Below are 20637 nucleotides of genomic sequence, written 5' to 3'. Positions count from 1 at the left end.
GCGCCTTAGGCGCGGATCAGGTGAGGGTGGCTCACTTGATGACGGTGATCCGGCCGAGGGCCGGCGGCGCCAGCGGGGCGCTCGCCGAGGAGTGGGCGCCCAGGTAGGCGACGAGCGCGTCCAGGTCGGAGACGCCGACGAGCTTGTTCTTGTGCTCCTTCAGCACCGGGAAGCCGTCGCTGCCGGCCGCCAGGAACTCGTTCATCGCGACCCGGTAGGTCTTCGCCGGGTCGATCGCCTCGCCGTTCAGCTTCACCGAGTCGACCACGATCCGGTCCGCGCCGGTCTTGGTCGTGTCCAGGGTGTAGGTGAAGCCCTTCGACACCTGGAGGTACTTCGGGGCGGCCAGGTTCGCGCCGCTGACCTGCTGCTGGAGCGCGGTGATCAGCTGGGCGCCGGTCAGGTCGACCGTCGTCATCATGTTGGTGAACGGCTGGACCGCGTACGCCTCGGCGTAGGTCACCACGCCGTCGCCCTCACCGCCGGACTGCGCGTAGATCAGCGGCGTGCGGACGCCGCCCGGGTTCATCAGCGCGAGCTGCGCGCCACCCTTGTCCGCCGGGGCCATGGCCTCCAGCTGCGCGTCCGCGATCAGGTAGCCGGCCGGCCGCTCGACGTCGGCGAAGGGCTTCTTCGGGTCCGGCAGCGGGTTCTCGATGTCGGCCGAGATGTGACCCACCGGACGGTTCGCGACCGGCGCGGACAGCGTCTTGTAGTGGCGGATCAGTTCGGTCATGTCCGACGCCGGGGTCACGTCACGGGTGACGACGTGGTTCGCGGAGGCGACGGCGGTGCGGACGATGTCCTTCGTGCGCCGGTCGTAGGTCAGCGTCGTGTCGGTGTAGAGCCGCCCGAAGGAGGCCGCCGAGGTGACGGTGCGCGGCCTGCCGGACGGGTCCGGGATGCTGCACGCGTACGCCTGGTGGGTGTGACCCGTGATCAGGGCGTCGACCTGCGGGGTGACGTTCTTGGCGATGTCCACGATCGGGCCGGAGATGCCGGCGCCCGCGCCCGGGGTGTCGCAGTCGTAGTTGTACGCGCCCGAGGCCGGCATGCCGCCCTCGTGGAGCAGGGCCACGATCGACTTCACGCCCTTGCTCTCCAGCACCTTGGCGTACTTGTTGATCGTCTCGACCTCGTCGCCGAACTTCAGGCCCTTGATGCCGTCGGCGTTCACGATGTCCGCCGTGCCCTCCAGGGTCACGCCGATGAAGCCGATCTTGACGCCGTCGCGCTCCCAGACGAAGTACGGGTCGAGCATCGGACGGCCCGTCTTCTCGTCCGTCACGTTCGCCGCGAGGTACGGGAAGTCGGCGCCGGAGAAGGACCGGCCCTCCTCGAAGCAGCCCTCGACCGGGTGACAGCCGCCGTTCTGGATGCGGGCCAGCTCGCGCGCGCCCTCGTCGAACTCGTGGTTGCCCACGGAGGTGACGTCGAGCTTCAGCTTGTTGAGCGCCTCGATGGTCGGCTCGTCGTGGAACAGGCCGGAGACCAGCGGCGAGGCACCGATCATGTCGCCCGCGGCCGCGGTGATGGAGTACCGGTGGCCCTCGCGCGCCTCGCGCAGGTGCGTGGCGAGGTACTCGACGCCGCCGACGCCCTCGATGGTCCGGGTGGTGCCGTCCTCGTTCCGGTGCGTGAGGCGGCCGGAGGAGCCGGTCGGCGGCTCCAGGTTGCCGTGGAGGTCGTTGAAGGAGAGCAGCTGGACGTCGACCATCCGCCCCCAGCCCTTGCCGTTGCCGTATCCGGCGTCCTCGGCCCGGTCCTGCGAGGCGCCGGCCGGCAGCGCCGCCACCAGCGCACCGACGGTGGCGAGTCCCGCCCCCGCGGCGAGTATCCGCCGCACCGCCTTGTTGTTCTTCCGTGTCGCTGCCATTTCTCCCCAGTTCCCTGAACGACTCCGGTCCTGCCCGCGCAGCCTAGGGTCAACGCGCGTAGCGCAACAGGGGGTCACGGGTTACGACCTGGTTGACTTTCCTCACTCGCCGGACGGGGCCCCCTGAACCTGACAGCCTCCGTTTGATCTCCCACGGGGTGCCGGGCCCCCGCCGTAGGCTCGGAGGCATGACTTCCGACGCGGCGCCGGCCCTCGAACCGGGACGGCAGATCAACAGTTACGAAGAACTGAGCCCCGAGCAGATCGGTGACGTCCTCGACCTGCTCGAGGCCGCCGACCGCGCCGACGGCGTGCACGCCGTGTCCGAGCAGGGGCGGCTCTACCTGCGGCACGGGCGGCGCGAGGGGGTGCGGCACTTCCTCCTCACGGTCGGCCCCCGCCTCTACGGCTACGCCCAACTGGAGGAGACCGACCCGGTGGAGGCGCCGGCGGCCGAGCTGGTGGTGCACCCGGCGCACCGGGGCCGCGGCCACGGCCGGGCGCTCGGCACCGCACTGCTCGACGCCTCCGGGAAGCGGCTGCGGGTGTGGGCGCACGGCGGCAAGTCGGCGGCCCGGCACCTCGCGCAGGTGCTCGGCCTGACCCTGTTCCGCGAACTGCGCCAGCTGCGCCGCTCCTTGGTGCCGCTGGACATCCCGGAGCCGGTGCTGCCGGCGGACGTGACGGTGCGCACCTTCGTGCCGGGCCAGGACGACGCGGCCTGGCTCGCGGTGAACGCGGCCGCCTTCGCGCACCACCCGGAGCAGGGCTCGCTGACCCAGCGGGACCTGGACGACCGGATGGCCGAGCCGTGGTTCGACCCGAAGGGCTTCTTCCTGGCGGAGCGGGAGGGGAGGCTGGTCGGCTTCCACTGGACGAAGGTGCACGCCGAGGAGCAGCTGGGCGAGGTGTACGTGGTGGGCGTGCTGCCGGACGCCCAGGGCGGCGGCCTGGGCAGGGCGCTGACCGCGATCGGCCTGCGGCACCTGGCGGCGGAGACGCTGCCGACGGCGATGCTGTACGTGGACGCGGACAACACGGCGGCGGTGCGGGTGTACGAGGGCCTGGGCTTCCGGACCCACGAGGTGGACCTGATGTACCGCACGGAGTCCTGAACCCGGCTGCGGAAGGGGGCGGTTGACACCGCCCCCTTCTTTCCACCACCCTTTCACTACTTGATTAGTGAAAGGGTGGTGGAAGCAGTCGTGCTCGCCTACCGCATCGACCGGCGCAGCGGGGTCGCCACCTATCTCCAGATCGTCCAGCAGACGAAACAGGCCCTCCGGATGGGCCTGCTGGAGCCCGGCGACCGGCTGCCGACCGCCCGCGAGGTCGTCGAGGCCACCGCCGTGAACCCGAACACGGTCCTCAAGGCCTACCGCGAGCTGGAACGCGAGGGCCTCGTCGAGGCCCGCCGCGGCCTCGGCACCTTCGTCCGCGCCACCCTCGGCACCCTCGCCGCCGGCCCCGCCGACTCGCCGCTGCGCGGCGAACTCGCCGCGTGGGCCCGGCGGGCGCGCGAGGCGGGCCTGGAGCGGGACGACGTGGCCGCGCTCTTCACATCCGTACTGAACGAATTCTTCGAGGGGGACGACGCATGACAGAGGAGACCGCGCTGCGGGCGGAGGGCCTGGGCGCCCGGTACGGAGGACGGTCCCGCCCCTGGGCACTGCGCGACTGCTCCTTCGCCCTGCCCGCCGGCCGCGTCTGCGCCCTGGTCGGACCCAACGGCGCCGGCAAGTCCACCCTCCTCGCCCTCGCGGCGGGACTGCGCCGCCCCACCGAGGGCACGGTCACGGTGCCGCCGCGCGAGCGGCTGGCGTACGTGGCCCAGGACAAGCCGCTGCACCCCCGGCTGTCCGTCGCCGACACCCTGCGGATGGGCCGCGAGCTGAACCCGGACCGCTGGGACGAGGCCGCCGCGCGCCGCGTCCTCGCCGACGCGCTGGCCCCCGACGCGCGGATCCGCACCCTCTCGGGCGGCCAGCGCACCCGCGTCGCCCTCGCCCTGGCCCTGGGCAAGCGCCCCGAACTCCTCCTCCTCGACGAGCCGATGGCCGACCTGGACCCACTGGCCCGCCACCAGCTGATGGGCCTGCTGCTGGCGGAGGCGGCGGAGCACGGGACGACGGTGGTGATGTCCTCGCACATCCTCAGCGAGCTGGAGGGTGCCTGCGACCACCTCCTCCTGCTGCACGGCGGCAGGGTCCGCCTCGACGGACCCGTCGATGACCTCCTCGCCGCCCACACCCTGCTCACCGGCCCGGTCGCGGACCTCGCCCCGCACACCGTCGTCGAGTCCCGCACCACGGGCCGTCAGCTCACCGCCCTGGTCCGCCACCAGGGCCCCGTCGAAGGCCCCTGGGAGACCGTGCCGCCCTCCCTGGAGGACCTCCTCCTCGCCCACCTCCGCACCACCGAAGGAGCCGCCGCGTGAGCGCACTCGCCCTCAAGGGCACGTACTGGGTGACGGTCCGCCAGTACCGGCGGACGCTCTGGCTGGCGGCCACCGCGGTGGCCGGCGCCCTGGCGGTGATCGGCGGGCTGCGCCTGTGGGACGCGCAGACCCCGGACGTGTACGCGCAGGACGGCCACTGGACGCCCTCGTACGAGAACAGGGGCTACCGGGTGCTCGACCTGGCCGTGGACTACCTCGGCCTGGGCCTGCTCGTCGTACCGCTCCTGGTCGGCGTCCTCGTCGCGGGACCGCTCGTGGCCCGCGAGTTCGAGTCGGGGACGTACCAGCTCTCGCTCACCCAGTCGGTGAGCCCGGCGGCCTGGCTCCGCGCCAAGCTCCTCACCGCGACCTCCGTCGCCCTGCTCACCTCCCTCGCCCTCACCGGCGTCTACCGGCTCGGCTGGGCACGGATGCCGGGGGCCCGGTACACGAGCTGGAACCCGCATCCGTACATGGCCACCGGCACCGTCCTCTTCGCGTACGTCCTCGCGGCCGTCGCCGTCGGCGCCCTCCTCGGCCTGCTGATCCGCCGCACCCTCGTCGCCATGGCAGCCACCGGTCTGGTCATGGGCGTCGTCCTGCTGCTGCTCGGCGCGTTGCGCTGGTCCTTCCTGCCGGTGCGGACGGTCACCGGACCGGTGGAGCGGGCCCTGTGGGCGCCGGGCGACGGACTGGTGATGGACACCGGCATGCTCACCGCCTCCGGCGCCCGCTTCGACCAGTCGGTCTGCTGGGACGAGGTGAACAGGACCCCGGGCACGGACGCCCTGGAAGACGGCGGGACGACGCTCTTCGACCGCTGCCTCGCCCGGCGCGGCGCCACCGCCCAGTACGTCGACTACCACCCCGCGTCCCACTACTGGCCCACCCAGCTCGTCGAGACCGGCATCCTCCTCGCCCTCGCCGCCCTCGCGGCCCTCCTCGCCTTCCGGGTGCTGCGGGCGCGGCTGCCGTAACCGTCCGCGGCCGTGGAAGGAACGGGGGCGGGGCCGCGACCCGGTCCCGCCCCTGATTCCCTCACGTCACGTCCCCGTTACCAATCATTCAGACGCGCTTGCGACGCTCACGCAATGAAGCGCTCCGTGCCCGCCCACCCGAGGGGCAGACTCCCCAAAGGGAGACTCCCCTCCACCACGGCCCGCTCCGACGCGCCCGACCAGCCCTTCGCGCGGAAGAATGGGGCCATGAGCCAGCAGCCCGCCGAGGTCCCGGTCCAGTCGTCCACCCCGTCGTCCGCGTCCACGGCCGCGCCGTCCGCCAGGACGTCCGGCACGAGGTCCGGCAAGGCCTCCGCGAAGGCGGCCCGCGCCGCCTCCGACGACCGGGCGGCCACCACGCCCGCCGCCCAGCCCTCCCTCGGTTCCATAGCCGCGCACCGGCCGCACGCCGTCAACGGCGCCGCCGTGAGCGAGCTCGACCCCGACCTGGACGCCGACCTCGACGCGTACGAGGACGACGACAGCGCCGGCGAGCTCCCCCAGGGCCGCTTCCTCGACCGGGAGCGCAGCTGGCTCGCCTTCAACGAGCGCGTCCTCGAACTCGCCGAGGACCCCACCACGCCCCTCCTGGAGCGCGCGAACTTCCTGGCGATCTTCGCCTCGAACCTCGACGAGTTCTTCATGGTCCGGGTCGCCGGCCTCAAGCGCCGCATCGCCACCGGCGTCGCCACCCGCTCCGCCTCCGGCCTGCAGCCCCGCGAGGTGCTCGACCTCATCTGGACCCGCTCGCGCGAGCTCATGGCCCGGCACGCCGCCTGCTTCCAGCAGGACGTCGCCCCCGCCCTGGCCGACGAGGGCATCCACCTGATCCGCTGGCCCGAGCTCACCGAGAAGGAGCAGGCCCGCCTCTTCACCCTGTTCCGGCAGCAGATCTTCCCCGTCCTCACCCCGCTGGCCGTGGACCCGGCGCACCCCTTCCCGTACATCTCCGGGCTCTCCCTCAACCTCGCCGTCGTCGTGCGCAACCCGGTCTCCGGCCACCGCCACTTCGCGCGCGTGAAGGTGCCGCCGCTGCTGTCCCGCTTCCTGGAGGCCTCCCCCGAGCGCTACGTCCCCCTGGAGGACGTCATCGCCGCGCACCTGGAGGAGCTGTTCCCGGGCATGGAGGTGCTGGCCCACCACATGTTCCGGGTGACCCGGAACGAGGACCTGGAGGTCGAGGAGGACGACGCCGAGAACCTCCTCCAGGCCCTGGAGAAGGAGCTCATGCGGCGCCGCTTCGGCCCGCCGGTGCGCCTGGAGGTCGAGGAGTCCATCGACCCCTACGTGCTCGACCTGCTGGTCCGCGAGCTGAAGATCTCCGACTCCGAGGTCTACCCGCTGCCCGGCCCGCTCGACCTCACCGGCCTCTTCGGCATCGCCTCGCTCGACCGGCCCGAACTCAAGTACCCGAAGTTCGTCGCCGGCACCCACCGCGACCTCGCCGAGGTCGAGACCGCGTCCGCGCCCGACATCTTCGCCGCGGTGCGCGAGCGGGACGTGCTGCTCCACCACCCGTACGACTCCTTCTCCACCTCCGTCCAGGCCTTCCTGGAGCAGGCGGCGGCCGACCCGGACGTCCTCGCGATCAAGCAGACGCTCTACCGCACCTCCGGCGACTCGCCGATAGTGGACGCCCTCATCGACGCCGCCGAGTCCGGCAAGCAGGTCCTCGTCCTGGTCGAGATCAAGGCCCGCTTCGACGAGCAGGCCAACATCAAGTGGGCCCGCAAGCTGGAGGAGGCCGGCTGCCACGTCGTCTACGGCCTCGTCGGCCTCAAGACCCACTGCAAGCTGTCGCTCGTGGTCCGCCAGGAGGGCGAGACCCTGCGCCGCTACAGCCACGTCGGCACCGGCAACTACCACCCCAAGACCGCCCGCCTCTACGAGGACCTCGGCCTGCTCACCGCCGACCCGCAGGTCGGCGCCGACCTCTCCGACCTCTTCAACCGGCTCTCCGGCTACTCCCGCCGCGAGACCTACCGGCGCCTGCTCACCGCCCCCAAGTCGCTCCGCGACGGCCTGGTCTCGCGGATCAACAAGGAGGTCGCCCACCACCGGGCCGGCCGCCCCGCGTACGTGAAGATCAAGGTCAACTCGATGGTCGACGAGGCCGTCATCGACGCCTGCTACCGCGCCTCCCAGGCCGGCGTGCCGGTCGACATCTGGGTCCGCGGCATCTGCGCCGTGCGCCCCGGCGTCGAGGGCCTCTCCGAGAACATCCGGGTCCGCTCGGTCCTCGGCCGCTTCCTGGAGCACTCCCGGGTCTTCGCCTTCGGCAACGGCGGCGAGCCGGAGGTGTGGATCGGCAGCGCCGACATGATGCACCGCAACCTGGACCGCCGCATCGAGGCCCTGGTCCGGGTGACCGACCCCGCCCACCGGGCCGCCCTGACCCGGCTCCTGGAGACCGGGATGTCCGACACCACCTCCTCCTGGCACCTGGGACCGGACGGGAACTGGACGCGGCACGCGACCGACCCCGAGGGCCAGCCGCTCCGGCACGTCCAGGAGATGCTCATCGACGCGCGGAGGCGCCGGCGTGCACAACCCTGACATCACCTCGGCGATCGCGCCGGACACCACCGGGTCCGGACCCACGCCCTCGTCCGAGGTCTCCGCGGGCGAGGTGCTCGCCCCCTACCTGCACGCGCGGGCCGCGGACTTCCTCCGCGGCCTGCGGCTGCACACCGAGAGCGGCGCCGACTCGGCCGGCGCCGAGGCCGCCGCCCGCACCCTGCGGGCGGCCGCCCGCCGGATCAGCGGCACCCTGCACACCTTCCGGCCGCTGCTCGACCCCGGCTGGGCCGACCAGCTGCGCGCCGAGCTCGCCTGGCTCTCCGGCACCCTCGCCCTGGAGCACGCCTGCACCAGCCGGCTCGTCCGCCTGGTGGACGCGCTGTCCCGGCTGTCGAGCGGTACGGGGCCGGTGCCCGCCGCCCGCGGCACCCAGGGCCCGGGGCTCACCGTCGGCGCCGCCCGGGCCGGCGCCCTCCTGGAACGCCAGCTCACCCTCGCCCGCACCCGCGCCCACTCCGCCGCCCTGCAGGCCCTCGGCTCCTCCCGCTTCCACGCCGTGGCCGACGCCGTCGCCCTGCTCGCCTCCGAGGTGCCCTTCGGCCCGGCCGCCGCCACCCGCGCCGACGAGGTGCTCCGGGCGCCCGCGATGGTCGTCGAGCACCGGCTGCTCGACGCGGTCGGCGCCCTCCCGCTCACCCGGGCCGCCCACCCGTACAACGCCGAGGCCCTCGCGCTCGCCGCCGGCGAGGCCCAGGACGCCCCCTGGCACCAGACCCGCGGCCTGCTGCGGCTGCACCGCTACGCCGCCGAGGTGCTGCGCGGCGGCGCCGAGCCCGACCCGGTGCTGTACGAGGCGGCCCGCGCCCTGGACCGGCACCGCGACGCCGCCGAGGCCGCCGCCGCCGCGGCCGCCGCCGCCCGCACCCCGCGGATCGCCCCGGCCACCGCCTACGCCCTCGGGGTCCTGCACGCCGACCAGCGCCACGAGGTCGAGGCCGCCCGCTTCGCCTTCCAGCGCGCCTGGACCCGCGCCACGGCGGCGGTGCCGTGATCCTGGCCGCGGGCTGCGTCCTGTGGCGCCCGGCCCCGGGCGCCGCGGGGGCCGCGGGGGCCGCGGGCGCCGGAGGGATCGAGATCGCGCTCGTCCACCGGCCGAAATACGACGACTGGTCGCACCCCAAGGGCAAGCTCAAGCGCGGCGAGACCCTCGCGGCCTGCGCGGTGCGCGAGGTCGCGGAGGAGACCGGCCAGTCCTGCGAGCTGGGCGCCCGGCTGCCCTCCGTGCACTACCTCGCGCAGGGCCGCCCCAAGGAGGTCCACTACTGGGCGGCCCGCGCCCTCGGCGGCACCTTCACCCCCGGGCGGGAGGTCGACGCCCTGGTCTGGCTGCCGCCGGCCCGGGCCCGCGCCCGGCTCACCCAGCCCCGGGACCGCGAGCTCCTGGACGCCCTGCTCGCGACGCCCGTCCGCTGAGCCCCGTACGCGCGCCGTACCCGTGCCACGCCGGTCCCGTACCCGTGCCCGTACCCGTGTGCCGAGCCATGGCCGTGGCCGCTCCGTAACCACGGCGTGACCTAACCCGGGCTTCCGGCATGGTTCACCTGCCGTTCACTCTCCTCCGTCGACCGCTTCACCTGTTCTGCCTAATTTCGGTCGTACACGGTGCGGATCCCAGCGACGCACCGACCACCCCGACACGCGCCGCCGTACAACGTTCAGGACACCACGGTCCACGGCAGGCGACTTCTGGAAGGAACAGCCGAAAGTGAAGCTTTCGCGTAAGAACGGGCTTCGCGCCTCCGCGATCGGTGCCCTCGTCGTCTCCGGCGCGCTCGTCCTCTCGGCGTGTGGTTCGGACAACAACAACGAGCCCACCAAGGACGGCGGCAAGACCTCGGCCGCCGCGTCGAACATCAAGTGCGACGGTGCCAAGGGTCAGCTGCTCGCCGCCGGTTCCAGCGCGCAGAAGAACGCCATGGACCTGTGGGTGAAGAACTTCCAGGCCGCCTGCTCCGGCGTCGAGATCAACTACCAGCCGATCGGCTCCGGCGGCGGCATCACCAAGTTCAACCAGGGCCAGGTCGCCCTGGCCGGCTCCGACTCCGCCCTGAAGGACGAAGAGGTCGCCGAGTCGCAGAAGATCTGCAAGGGCGGCAAGGGCGTCAACCTGCCGATGGTCGGCGGCCCCATCGCCATCGGCTACAAGCTGGACGGCGTGGACAACCTGGTCCTGGACGCCCCCACCCTGGCCAAGATCTTCGACAACAAGATCACCAAGTGGAACGACCCGGCGATCGCCAAGCTGAACCCGGGCGCCAAGCTCCCGGACTCCACGATCCAGGCCTTCCACCGCTCCGACGAGTCGGGCACCACCCAGAACCTGGGCAAGTACCTGTCCGCCACCGCCGCGGCCGACTGGAAGTACGACCCGAAGACCAAGTCGTGGCCCGCCCAGGGCGGCCAGGCCGCCAACGGCTCCTCCGGCGTCGCCACCGCCGTCAAGGACGCCGAGGGCTCCATCGGCTACTTCGAGCTCTCCTACGCGACCGCCAACAAGATCTCCACGGTCAGCATCAACACCGGCGCCTCCGCCCCGGTCGCCGCCACCGCCGAGAACGCCTCCAAGGCCATCGCCGCGGCGAAGATCAAGGGCACCGGCAGCGACCTGGCCCTGTCCCTCGACTACGCCACCAAGGCCGAGGGCGCCTACCCGCTGACCCTGGTCACCTACGAGATCGCCTGCGACAAGGGCAACAAGGCCGAGACCCTCTCGACCCTGAAGGCGTTCCTCACCTACACCGCCAGCGAGGAGGGCCAGAAGGTCCTGCCCGCCGCCGGCTACGCCCCGCTCCCGGCCGAGATCGCGACCAAGGTCCGCGAGATCATCCCGACCCTGTCCTGACCCCGACCGGGGACGGCCCCTCATCTCCCGTAGGGGGGCCGTCCCCGGCATCCGGTGCACCGCCGCCAGGGGACCGGACCGTACGCACGCCACACCGCGCGCCTCGCGTACCGGCCCCCGCAGACCGGAGAAACCCAGATGGCTTCCACCACACCAGACATACGAAGGAGCCGGCGCGCCAAGGGCGCGACCCGCCCCGGGGACCGCGTCTTCAGCGGTCTGTCCCGCGGCTCCGGCATCACCCTCCTCGTGATCATGGCCGCGATCGCGGTCTTCCTCACCTACCGTGCCGTCCTCGCGATCTCGAAGGACAGCACCAACTTCTTCACCACCTTCGAGTGGAACCCGGCCGGAAACCCGCCGGTGTTCGGCATCGCCGTCCTCGCCTTCGGCACGATCGTCTCCTCGATCATCGCGATGCTCATCGCCGTGCCGGTCGCGATCGGCATCGCGCTCTTCATCTCGCACTACGCCCCGCGCAAGCTGGCCAAGCCGCTCGCCTACGTGGTCGACCTGCTCGCCGCCGTGCCCAGCATCATCTACGGCCTCTGGGGCGCGATCTTCCTCGTGCCCTACCTCGGCGGCCTGAACAAGTGGCTCGACCAGTACCTGGGCTGGACGTACATCTTCGACAAGTCCAGCGACGGCGTCGCCCGCAACATGTTCACCGTCGGCATCCTGCTCGCGATCATGATCCTCCCGATCATCACCAACGTGACCCGCGAGGTCTTCCTCCAGGTCCCGCGGATGCACGAGGAGGCCGCGCTCGCCCTCGGCGCCACGCGCTGGGAGGTCATCCGCATGTCGGTGCTGCCGTTCGGGCGCTCCGGCATCATCTCCGCCTCGATGCTCGGCCTCGGCCGCGCCCTCGGCGAGACGATGGCCGTCGCCGTCGTCCTCTCCCCCAGCTTCGTGCTCTCGGGCCACCTGCTCGACCCGGGCGGCGGCACCTTCGCCCAGAACATCGCCGCGAAGTTCAACGAGGCCAACGAGTACGGCCGCGACGCCCTGATCGCCTCCGGCCTCGTCCTCTTCGTCATCACCCTGCTGGTCAACGGCGCCGCCCGCATGATCATCGCGCGCCGCAAGGAGTACTCGGGGGCGAACGCATGAGCCACGCCGTACAGGACCGGCCGGTCGCCGTGACCCCGCGCCGCCCGCTCTCCCACGCCCGCCTCCCGCGCTGGACCCCCGCCGCGACCGCCCTCGGCTCCATCGCCGCCGGCATCGGCATCGGCCTCGGCGCCGGCTGGCACAGCAAGGTCCAGTGGGGCCTCGTCGCCGCCCTGGTCTTCGTCCTCGCCACGTACGCCATCACCACCAAGGTCGAGGGCTCCCGCCAGGCCAAGGACCGGGTCGCCACCAGCCTCGTCTGGGTCTGCTTCGTCCTCGCCGTCGTCCCGCTGCTGTCCCTCGCCTGGGTCACCATCAGCAAGGGCCTCGAAGTCCTCGACGGCTACTTCCTCACCCACTCGATGAACGGCGTCCTCGACGCCGAGGCGGGCGGCGGCGTCTACCACGCCCTGCTCGGCACCATCGAGCAGGTCGGCATCGCGACCCTGATCGCCGCCCCGATCGGCCTCCTGACCGCGGTCTACCTGGTCGAATACGGCGGCGGGAAGCTCGCCTCCGCCGTCACCTTCTTCGTCGACGTCATGACGGGCATCCCGTCGATCGTCGCGGGCCTCTTCGTCCTCGCCACCTGGAACCTGATCCTCGGCTTCGGCCCCTCCGGTTTCGCCGGCTCCATGGCCCTCGCGATCCTGATGATGCCGGTCGTGGTCCGCTCCACCGAGGAGATGCTCAAGCTCGTCCCCAACGAGCTCCGCGAGGCCTCCCTCGCCCTCGGCATCCCCAAGTGGCGCACGATCCTGAAGGTGGTCCTCCCGACCGCGATCGGCGGCATCACCACGGGCGTCATGCTCGCGGTCGCCCGCATCACCGGTGAGACGGCCCCCGTGCTCCTCCTCGTGTTCGGTACGAAGCTCATCAACCCGAACCCCTTCGAAGGCGCCCAGTCCTCGCTGCCGCTCTACGTGTACGAGCAGTACGCGGTCGGCACCGACGCCTCCGTGGCCCGTGCCTGGGCCGCGGCGCTCGTCCTGATCGCCTTCGTCATGATCCTCAACCTGGTGGCCCGCGGCATCGCCCGCTGGAAGGCCCCCAAGACCGGCCGCTGACGCGGCACACTGGAAGTGAACTGATATGGCCAAGCGAATCGACGTCAGCGGCCTCTCCGCCTACTACGGCAACCACAAGGCGATCGACGACATCTCGATGACCGTCGAGCCCCGCTCCGTGACGGCCTTCATCGGCCCCTCCGGCTGCGGCAAGTCCACCTTCCTGCGCACCCTGAACCGCATGCACGAGGTCACCCCCGGCGGCCGCGTCGAGGGCAAGGTGATGCTGGACGACGAGAACCTGTACGGCGCCGGGGTCGACCCGGTCGCGGTGCGCCGCACCGTGGGCATGGTCTTCCAGCGCCCCAACCCCTTCCCCACCATGTCGATCTTCGACAACGTGGCGGCGGGCCTGCGCCTCAACGGCTCGTACAAGAAGTCCGAGCTGAACGACATCGTCGAGCGCTCCCTCAAGGGCGCGAACCTCTGGAACGAGGTCAAGGACCGCCTCAACAAGCCGGGCTCCGGCCTCTCCGGCGGTCAGCAGCAGCGCCTGTGCATCGCCCGCGCGATCGCGGTCGAGCCGGACGTGCTGCTGATGGACGAGCCCTGCTCGGCCCTCGACCCGATCTCGACGCTGGCGATCGAGGACCTCATCGGCGAGCTGAAGGAGCGCTTCACGATCGTCATCGTGACGCACAACATGCAGCAGGCCGCCCGCGTCTCGGACCGCACCGCCTTCTTCAACCTGGCGGCGGTCGGCCAGCCCGGCAAGCTCATCGAGCTGGACGACACCGAGCGCATCTTCTCCAACCCGAGTGTCCAGGCGACCGAGGACTACATCTCCGGCCGCTTCGGATAGAAGAAGTCGTACGGTGCTGCATGGCGGTGCCGCCGTACGACGCGAATGGGCCCGGCTCCCCCAGGGGAGCCGGGCCCAACCACGTTCAACCCGGGTTCGACCCGAGCGGCCGGCCGCCTAGCCGAAGAACAGCCGCACCACGTAGAAGCTCAGCGCCGCGACCAGCGCCGCCGCCGGCATCGTGATACTGCATCCCCCGGGGGATAACCCCCGGACCCCCAGCAAAGCGGGGTGGCACCGCTCGTCAGCCGAAGAACAGCCGCACCACGTAGAAGCTCAGCGCCGCGACCAGCGCCGCCGCCGGCATCGTGATGAACCAGCCGAGGATGATGTTCTTGGCGACGCCCCAGCGGACCGCGTTGACCCGCTTGGTGGCGCCCACGCCCATGATCGCGGAGGTGATGACATGGGTCGTGGAGATCGGCGCCTTGAAGATGAAGGCGGTCACGAACATGATCGACGCGCCCGTCGTCTCCGCCGCGAAGCCCTGCGGCGGGTCCAGCTCGATGATCTTCCGGCCGAGGGTCCGCATGATCCGCCAGCCGCCCGCGTACGTACCGAGCGACAGCATCACCGCACAGGCGATCTTCACCCACACCGGGATGGGGTCGTCGGCGCCCTGCACGTCCGCGATGACCAGCGCCATGACCACGATGCCCATCGTCTTCTGGGCGTCCTGCAGACCGTGACCGAGGGCCATGCCGGCCGCCGACACGGTCTGCGCGATCCGGAAGCCGCGCTTGGCCTTGTGCGGGTTGGCCCGGCGGAAGATCCACAGGATCGCGGTCATCACCAGGTAACCGGCCAGCAGGCCGACCACCGGGGACAGGAACATCGGGATGACGATCTTCTCGAGCACGCCCGACCAGATGACCTCCGTACCGCCGGCGAGCGCCGCGCCCACCATGCCGCCGAACAGGGCGTGCGAGGAGGACGAGGGAAGGCCGAAGTACCAGGTGACCAGGTTCCAGACGATCGCGCCGATCAGCGCGGCGAAGAGGATGCCCATCCCCTTGTCGCCGGTCGGCGTCTCGATCAGGCCCTTGCTGACGGTGTGCGCCACGCCCTGGCCGAGGAAGGCACCGGCCAGGTTCATCACCGCGGCCATCGCGAGCGCCGCCCGGGGCGTCAGCGCCCGGGTCGACACCGAGGTGGCGATGGCGTTGGCGGAGTCGTGGAAGCCGTTCGTATACGTGAAGCCGAGCGCGACGCCGATGGTCACGATCAGAGCGAAGGTGTCCACGAAGCCTCAGGACTCCTTGACCGCGATGGTCTCCACCGTGTTGGCCACGTGCTCGAAGGCGTCGGCCGCCTCTTCGAGGACATCCACGACCTGCTTGAGCTTGAGCACCTCGATGGCGTCGTACTTGCCGTTGAAGAGGTGGGCGAGCAGCTTGCGGTGGATCTGGTCGGCCTGGTTCTCCAGCCGGTTGACCTCGATCCAGTACTCGGTGAGGTTCGACATGGTCCGCAGGTTCGGCATCGCCTCGGCGGTCAGCTCCGCCGCCCGCGCCAGCACCTCGATCTGCTGCTCGACGCCCTTGGGCAGTTCCTCGATGTTGTAGAGGACGACCAGGTCGACGGCCTCCTCCATGAAGTCCATGATGTCGTCGAGGGACGAGGCGAGGGAGTAGATGTCCTCGCGGTCGAACGGCGTGATGAAGGAGGAGTTCAGCTGGTGGAAGATGGCGTGGGTCGCGTCGTCGCCGGCGTGCTCCGCTGCCCGCATCCGTTCCGCGATCTCGGCCCGGGCGGAGGTGTCCGCTCCGAGCAGTTCCATCAGGAGCTTGGCGCCCGTGACGATGTTGTCCGCGGACGCGGCGAACATGTCGTAGAAGCTCGTCTCCCTGGGGGTCAGACGAAATCGCACGTGGGGTCCTCGGGGTGCTGGAATTCGGTCAGGCTGATGCTAGGCGCATCATCCGGCCACGGCTAACCGGCGTCCCTTCAGTGTCGCCCATCAGGCACAGTGATCTGCACGGGCCCCCGCCCCGATTCGCGGGGATCGGTACCATATACCCACGAGGGGTATAGACACCCTTTATGGACAACGGGAGGACGCGATGACGACCACCGAGGCGGCGGCCGAGGTCACCCCCGAGACCGCCCCGCCGACGACGGACCACGACCACGGCGTGCACGGCTACCACAAGCAGAAGGACGAGCACCTCAAGCGGCTGCGCCGCATCGAGGGGCAGATCCGCGGCCTGCAGCGGATGGTCGACGAGGACGTCTACTGCATCGACATCCTCACCCAGGTCTCCGCCTCCACCAAGGCGCTCCAGTCCTTCGCGCTCCAGCTCCTGGAGGAGCACCTGCGGCACTGCGTCGCGGACGCGGCCACCAAGGGCGGCGACGAGATCGAGTCGAAGGTCGAGGAGGCCACGAAGGCGATCGCCCGGATGCTGCGGACCTGAGGCCTCGGCCCCGAGGTCCGAGGGCGCGGCCCCGAGGTCTGATGGCCCGGCCCGAGGCCCGATGGCTCCGGTGGCGCAAAGAGAACGGTGCCGAGGCACCCGGGAGGGGGACGGCGGTCAGCGCGGTCCGGGGACGCCCACCCGGAGGACCTCGTCGATGCGGTCGGCGCTCAGCCGCTCCTCCTCGACGGCGGAGGCCGCGATGATCAGCTCGCCGCACAGCTCGATCTCGGCCAGGGCCACGCGCTCGGGATCCCCCGGCCCGACGGTCGCGGTCGCGGCCCCGGATGCGGTCGAGGTCGCCGCGTCCGACGACGGAGCCATGTGCCTTCACCTCTTCCTGCCGGCGTCGGTCTCCCAGCGTAGGGAGGGCCCTACGGACCGCACATGACACGTCCGGGCCATTTGCCCATGGCCCGTGCCCCGGCCCCGGGGCGGGCGCTCAGGCCTTGATCTTCCCGGCGTAGATGTCCTCCCGCGCCGGCAGCTCGACCGAGACCCGCGTCCCGAACCCGTACAGCAGCGTGGTCGACGCGACCGCGACCGTACGCCCCTGGTTGCTGAAGCTGAACCGGTGGCGCACCTTGCGCAGCCGGCCCTCCGCGTCGAGGTACGCGTCGAAGGGCACGGTGTCCGTGGTGAACCCTTTCGCCGCCGCGGCCAGCGCCCCGCGCACCTGCGGCGAGGCCAGCCGGGCGGCCTCCCCGATGTCGGCCGTCCCGCGGTAGTGCCGCACCTTCACGCCGGCCAGCTCGCTCTCGCCCACGTACGTGACGTCCCGCGCGCCGCGCAGCAGCTCGGCCGCGGCAGCCGGGTCGGTGGCGCCGCCGGTGACCAGGTTGCCGTCGTCCAGGGTCGTGGTGTCGACCCGCACCCACTTGTCGGCGGGGACGCCGGCGCCCCGGTTCTTCATGTAGAGCGCGCCCGGGGCGAGCAGTTCGGTGATGGGCCGGTGCGCGCTCTCCCCGGCCGCGTCCTTGGGCAGCACCACCTGGAGCCGGCCGGTGCGGCGCCGGAAGTCGTACGCGCCCTCGCCGCGAATGGTGACCCGGGTCCCGCCGGAGGCCATCTCCATCGAGGTGCTCGCCCGCGAGGACCCGGCCCGGGTCAGCCCCTCGGCCGCCGCGCGCACGGTCCCGGCCGGGTCGTCCCCGCCCGGCGCGGCATCGTCTTCGCCCGCCCCCGCGCACCCGCCGACCAGCAGGGCCGCGGCGACGGCCCACGCCCCGCCCGTGCGTCCGTTCCGCACCACCATCGCCTGCCAACCCCCAACAACCTGCCGCCGCTGTCCGGATCCCGCCCATCGGATAACGACGGTCCGGACGCCCCGTCACGCGCAGTACGGTGTTGACGTGCATGAGCAGGCGCCGCATCACACGGAGACCGCGGAACGCGGTTCGTTCGCCTTCGCCCGCTGCAGCTGCGGCTGGCGTGGCCCCGCCCGCAGATCCCGGGACCGGGCGCGTACGGACGCGTCGGAGCACACGGAACGGGCGGAACCCTCGGACCGGGCGGCGGAGCGCACGGCGTAGGCCGGCGTGTACGTCTCGGGGCCGTACAGCCCGGCGCCCTACGGCTCGGGGCCGTACAGCCCGGCGCCCTACGTCTCGGGGTCGTACAGCCCGGCGCCCTACGTCTCGGGGTCGTACCTCTCGGGGCCGTACGTCTCGGGGTCGTACGGCTCAGGCGGCGAGGTCGCTCTCGCCGGCGCCGAGGCGGGGCTCGGGGACGACCGGGGTCTCGGCGAGGGCCGGGCGGTCGGCGGCGCGCCGGGAGCGCACCAGGAGGGCGCCGCGCCGGGAGCGGGCGACCGCGGAGACCAGCGGGGTCAGCAGGGCGAGCGCGAGCGGCGCCAGGAGCAGCGCGACGGCGGTGCCGAGGGCGAGGCCGCCGACCACGTCGGTCGGGTAGTGGACGCCCATGTAGACCCGGCAGAAGCCCTCGGCGAGAGCCAGGCCGATGGCGAGCAGCCCGAAGCGGCGGTGGGCGATGAAGACGCCGACGGCGACGGCCATCGTCAGGGTGGCGTGGTCGCTCACGAAGGAGAAGTCGGTCTTGCCGGCCACGAGGACCTCAAGGCCCTGGTGGTCCTTGAAGGGCCGGGGCCGCTCGACGAAGCCCCGGATGGGGACGTTGACGAGCAGGGCGATGCCGGCGGCGAGCGGCGCCCACAGCAGCGCGGCCAGGCCGGAGACGGAGTCGGCGGTCGCCGCGCGTCTGCGCACGCTCCACCAGCAGCCGAGCACCACGAGGACGAGGCCGAGCACGATGCCGTACTCGCCGGTGAACTCCATGACGCGGTCGAACCACGGCGGGGCGGTCTTCGCGAGCCCGTTGATGTCGTAGAGCAGGCTGACATCGGGGTTCGAACCGTCCGATGCGAGTCCAGCCATCTGCTGCGGCCCCTTGCTGTCGTGTTGGTGGCGTCCAACCCCCGTGGTCAGAGTGGTCGGATCGGGAAACGATCCGCCCGAAGGCAGCGTTCCGCTCTCCGCCCAAGATCACTACGACGTTATCGAAAGGTGACGGGCCGTCGCAGCTCAGGGCCGGAGCATCACGCGGAGTTCCGGCCGTCCCGGCCCGGCTACCGGGGCAGGTGGGTGGGCAGGGCCGCGGCCCCGTCCTTCGTCACCCGGGTCGCCCCGAAGTAGTCCGGCGTGTCGATCCGGTCGAAGCGGATCACCGCGCCGGTGCGCGGCGCGTCGATCATGTAGCCGCCGCCCACGTAGATGCCGACGTGCCGGATGGCCCGGGAGTTCGTCAGGTCGTCGGAGAAGAAGACCAGGTCACCGGGGAGCAGCTCGTCCCGGCCCGGGTGCGGCCCGGCGTTGTACTGGTCGTTGGCCACGCGCGGCAGGGTGATCCCCACCGACTCGTACGCCGCCTGGGTGAGCCCCGAGCAGTCGAACCGCCCGCCCTGCGCGGCCGTGCCCGTGCCGCCCCAGAGATACGGGGTGCCGAGCTTCTGCTGCGCGTAGTAGATCGCCCCGGCGGCCTGCTTGGACGGGTCGACCCGGCCGACGGGACGGGCGAAGCTCTTCTCCAGGGAGCGGATGATCCGCACGTAGTTCTGCGTCTCGCTGATCCGGGGCACGCCGCCGGACCGGATCACGCGGTAGGCGCCGGCGTTGTACGCGGCCAGCATGTTGTTCGTCGGGTCGCCCGGCACGTCCTTCACGTAGCCGGCGAGCTCGCAGTCGTACGAGGCGGCCGAGGGGATCGCGTCCTTCGGGTCCCACACGTCCCGGTCGCCGTCCCCGTCCCCGTCGATGCCGTGGGTGGCCCAGGTGCCGGGGATGAACTGCGCGATGCCGCGGGCGTTGGCGGGCGAGACGATGGTCGGGTTCCAGCCGCTCTCCTGGTACAGCTGCGCGGCGAGGAGCGCCGGGTTGATGGCCGGGCAGAGGTTGCCCCACTGCTGCACGAGCCCCTGGTACGCCGCCGGCACCGCGCCCTTGGCCAGCGCGACGGCCCCGCCCTTGCCGTTGGCGGCCCCGCCGAGCATCCCGGCGGCCGCGGAGTACGTGCCGACGACGAGCAGCGCGACGAAGCTGAGGCAGACCCCGACCGCCCCGCCCGCCACGAGCCAGGCCCCGCGCGCCTTACGCACCGTCAACCACCCCTCGGTCCCTGCCCGTACGCCCGACGTCCCAGTCTAGGCGGGCACCCCCGGCTCGGGGCGTGGACGAACCGGACGGAACGCAAGTGTCCGAAGACGACCGGGTACCGGTCCGCCTCCCGGTTGAGTACGGCTACTCACGCGGGCCCCGCCGCCCCCTTCGTACGGTCGCGGGGTGAAGAAGACGACCGCGGCCCTGTCGGCCCTCCTGCTCGCCGTCCTGACGGCCACCACGGGCTGCTCCCTGCTGGAGAAGCGCTACCCCGCGGGCGATCCGACGGTCCTCGCGGGCCGCCTGACGGACCGTGCGCAGTGGGCGTACGCGTCGATGGCGCTGCCCGTGCACGCCCCGGTGCGGCCGGTCCGGATCGAGACCGGCTACAGCTGCTACACCGGCATCGACCGGGTCGCCGAGGACGTCCGGACCTACGAGCTGCGCTGGGAGGTCCCGGACGTCCCGATCGAGACCGCCCGCCCGACCGGCACGCGCCTGCGCGCGGCCTTCGTCGCGGCCGGCTGGAAGATCACCCACGACCGCGACCGCCAGGTCAAGGACCTGACCGAGCTCGGCTTCCGCGCCGAGGACCCGGCGACGGGCGACCTGTTCGACCTCACCTGGAACACCCGTACGACGACCCTGTTCCTCGACGGCTACACCCCGTGCGCCAAGGTCCCGCACGCCGTCGCCGAGGAGTCCGTGATCGGCGAGCCCTGGGCCCCGCACCGCCCCTGAAAGACGCGCCCTCCTGCGTGGCGCATACACGGCCAAAGGTGCCACAACGACAATCATTGCCCGGAGTCACTCTGCGTGATACACAGAGTGACCATACGCTTCTTCGCATACAAACCGGCCACACCACCGCAGGTCAAGACGGTCGGATCGGTC

At 71.8% G+C, this 20637-nt stretch carries 20 protein-coding genes; 13 read left to right on the top strand and 7 right to left on the bottom strand.

What is annotated here, in order from left to right:
- Nucleotides 1-31: 31 nt before the first annotated feature.
- Nucleotides 32-1876 carry a bifunctional metallophosphatase/5'-nucleotidase gene (locus ACIGW2_RS00160; protein WP_391652903.1) on the bottom strand — a complete coding sequence of 615 codons (1845 nt, stop codon included), beginning with the start codon at nt 1874-1876 and terminating at the stop codon, nt 32-34.
- A 188-nt stretch (nt 1877-2064) separates the two neighbouring features.
- Between ACIGW2_RS00160 and mshD the strand changes: the two genes are divergently transcribed.
- From mshD to pstB, 11 genes are all read left to right on the top strand, one after another.
- On the top strand, nt 2065-2991 hold the full coding sequence (mshD, locus tag ACIGW2_RS00155; protein WP_399840347.1) for a mycothiol synthase: 927 nt from the start codon (nt 2065-2067) through the stop codon (nt 2989-2991).
- 60 nt (nt 2992-3051) lie between these two features.
- Nucleotides 3052-3477: a GntR family transcriptional regulator gene (locus ACIGW2_RS00150; protein WP_391652905.1), complete on the top strand. Its 426-nt coding sequence runs from the start codon at nt 3052-3054 to the stop codon at nt 3475-3477.
- Nucleotides 3474-4313, top strand: coding sequence for an ABC transporter ATP-binding protein (locus ACIGW2_RS00145; protein ID WP_399840346.1), 840 nt, complete (start codon nt 3474-3476; stop codon nt 4311-4313). The genes ACIGW2_RS00150 and ACIGW2_RS00145 overlap by 4 nt, the downstream gene beginning before the upstream one ends.
- Complete coding sequence (locus ACIGW2_RS00140) at nt 4310-5290, top strand: ABC transporter permease (protein WP_399840344.1); 981 nt, start codon at nt 4310-4312, stop codon at nt 5288-5290. The genes ACIGW2_RS00145 and ACIGW2_RS00140 overlap by 4 nt, the downstream gene beginning before the upstream one ends.
- A gap of 228 nt (nt 5291-5518) precedes the next feature.
- Nucleotides 5519-7867: an RNA degradosome polyphosphate kinase gene (locus ACIGW2_RS00135; RefSeq protein ID WP_399840342.1), complete on the top strand. Its 2349-nt coding sequence runs from the start codon at nt 5519-5521 to the stop codon at nt 7865-7867.
- Nucleotides 7868-7880: 13 nt separating this feature from the next.
- The gene (locus tag ACIGW2_RS00130) at nt 7881-8882 is read left to right on the top strand and encodes a CHAD domain-containing protein (protein ID WP_399840908.1); all 1002 of its coding nucleotides are present in this window, start codon (nt 7881-7883) and stop codon (nt 8880-8882) included.
- On the top strand, nt 8879-9304 hold the full coding sequence (locus ACIGW2_RS00125) for an NUDIX hydrolase (protein ID WP_399840340.1): 426 nt from the start codon (nt 8879-8881) through the stop codon (nt 9302-9304). Before ACIGW2_RS00130 ends, ACIGW2_RS00125 begins: the two co-directional genes overlap by 4 nt.
- A 292-nt stretch (nt 9305-9596) precedes the next feature.
- Nucleotides 9597-10733, top strand: a complete 1137-nt coding sequence (pstS, locus tag ACIGW2_RS00120; RefSeq protein ID WP_356061656.1) for a phosphate ABC transporter substrate-binding protein PstS — start codon at nt 9597-9599, stop codon at nt 10731-10733.
- 138 nt (nt 10734-10871) lie between these two features.
- On the top strand, nt 10872-11846 hold the full coding sequence (gene pstC / locus ACIGW2_RS00115; protein ID WP_391652910.1) for a phosphate ABC transporter permease subunit PstC: 975 nt from the start codon (nt 10872-10874) through the stop codon (nt 11844-11846).
- Nucleotides 11843-12913 carry a phosphate ABC transporter permease PstA gene (gene pstA, locus ACIGW2_RS00110; protein WP_361587555.1) on the top strand — a complete coding sequence of 357 codons (1071 nt, stop codon included), beginning with the start codon at nt 11843-11845 and terminating at the stop codon, nt 12911-12913. The genes pstC and pstA overlap by 4 nt, the downstream gene beginning before the upstream one ends.
- 25 nt (nt 12914-12938) lie before the next feature.
- Nucleotides 12939-13715, top strand: a complete 777-nt coding sequence (gene pstB / locus ACIGW2_RS00105) for a phosphate ABC transporter ATP-binding protein PstB (protein ID WP_361587556.1) — start codon at nt 12939-12941, stop codon at nt 13713-13715.
- 244 nt (nt 13716-13959) lie between these two features.
- Here the strand turns inward: pstB and ACIGW2_RS00100 are convergent, their stop codons facing one another.
- Complete coding sequence (locus ACIGW2_RS00100) at nt 13960-14958, bottom strand: anion permease (RefSeq protein WP_391652912.1); 999 nt, start codon at nt 14956-14958, stop codon at nt 13960-13962.
- Nucleotides 14959-14964: 6 nt separating this feature from the next.
- Nucleotides 14965-15585, bottom strand: coding sequence for a DUF47 family protein (locus ACIGW2_RS00095; protein ID WP_356061670.1), 621 nt, complete (start codon nt 15583-15585; stop codon nt 14965-14967).
- Between the two features lie 193 nt (nt 15586-15778).
- On the opposite strand from ACIGW2_RS00095, the gene ACIGW2_RS00090 reads away from it, so the two are divergent.
- Nucleotides 15779-16132: a metal-sensitive transcriptional regulator gene (locus ACIGW2_RS00090; protein ID WP_356061672.1), complete on the top strand. Its 354-nt coding sequence runs from the start codon at nt 15779-15781 to the stop codon at nt 16130-16132.
- A 117-nt stretch (nt 16133-16249) separates the two neighbouring features.
- Here ACIGW2_RS00090 and ACIGW2_RS00085 read toward each other — a convergent pair whose 3' ends face one another.
- From ACIGW2_RS00085 to ACIGW2_RS00070, 4 genes are all read right to left on the bottom strand, one after another.
- Complete coding sequence (locus tag ACIGW2_RS00085) at nt 16250-16456, bottom strand: hypothetical protein (RefSeq protein WP_391652914.1); 207 nt, start codon at nt 16454-16456, stop codon at nt 16250-16252.
- 118 nt (nt 16457-16574) lie between these two features.
- Nucleotides 16575-17387 (bottom strand): hypothetical protein, encoded by an 813-nt coding sequence (locus tag ACIGW2_RS00080; RefSeq protein WP_391652915.1) that lies wholly within the window; start codon nt 17385-17387, stop codon nt 16575-16577.
- A 427-nt stretch (nt 17388-17814) separates the two neighbouring features.
- Nucleotides 17815-18525 carry a phosphatase PAP2 family protein gene (locus tag ACIGW2_RS00075; RefSeq protein WP_399840337.1) on the bottom strand — a complete coding sequence of 237 codons (711 nt, stop codon included), beginning with the start codon at nt 18523-18525 and terminating at the stop codon, nt 17815-17817.
- Between the two features lie 191 nt (nt 18526-18716).
- Nucleotides 18717-19742: an NlpC/P60 family protein gene (locus tag ACIGW2_RS00070; protein ID WP_391652917.1), complete on the bottom strand. Its 1026-nt coding sequence runs from the start codon at nt 19740-19742 to the stop codon at nt 18717-18719.
- Between the two features lie 184 nt (nt 19743-19926).
- On the opposite strand from ACIGW2_RS00070, the gene ACIGW2_RS00065 reads away from it, so the two are divergent.
- Nucleotides 19927-20484, top strand: a complete 558-nt coding sequence (locus ACIGW2_RS00065; RefSeq protein ID WP_399840336.1) for a hypothetical protein — start codon at nt 19927-19929, stop codon at nt 20482-20484.
- The last annotated feature ends 153 nt before the right edge of the window (nt 20485-20637 follow it).

The organism is Streptomyces sp. NPDC053541 (genome assembly GCF_044544705.1).
Taxonomy (GTDB): Bacteria; Actinomycetota; Actinomycetes; order Streptomycetales; family Streptomycetaceae; genus Streptomyces.
The sequence above is the reverse complement of the archived record's forward strand: the minus strand, read 5'-3'. Positions and strand labels throughout refer to the sequence as shown.